We start from the raw sequence: 415 nt of genomic DNA, 5'->3' as shown, positions 1-415 counted from the left end.
GGCATTGGCCGCCTGGGCCAGGCGCTGTAACTAGGCGCGCTGCAGCTTGTAGGCCTCTACCATGCCGGGGGTGCCGCGCAGCTGGACAACCAATTCCCCGCGGCGAAAGATTACGTGCTTGACCGTGTCCTGGCGCCCCTGGTAGATCACGGTGTCACCGTCCTTGAACTTGGGCATGACCGGCATCAACTGCCGAGCGGCCTGGGCGCTCGTGGGGTGCAGCAGGCGGGCGATGGGCGGATGCGTTTCTGCCAATTTCTCCATGGCCTTAGCCATGGCGCCTTTGATTTCGGAGGCGGTGAACGGCTTGCGCAGGTGAAACAACGCCTGGGCCTTTTGGGCCTGCTGGACCAGGGTGGCATCCATGTGGGCTGGGCCTTTTGGGCCTGCTGGACCAGGGTGGCATCCATGTGGG

Annotated in this window: 1 protein-coding gene; it reads right to left on the bottom strand. The window is 64.3% G+C overall.

All coding sequences use genetic code 11. The features are described 5' to 3' along the window. Positions 1–30 precede the first annotated feature (30 nt). Complete coding sequence (locus AC1D1Y_RS26595; protein ID WP_477684983.1) at positions 31–366, bottom strand: hypothetical protein; 336 nt, start codon at positions 364–366, stop codon at positions 31–33. Positions 367–415: the final 49 nt, after the last annotated feature.

Source organism: Polaromonas sp. P1_G1, assembly GCF_056405595.1.
The sequence above is the reverse complement of the archived record's forward strand: the minus strand, read 5'-3'. Positions and strand labels throughout refer to the sequence as shown.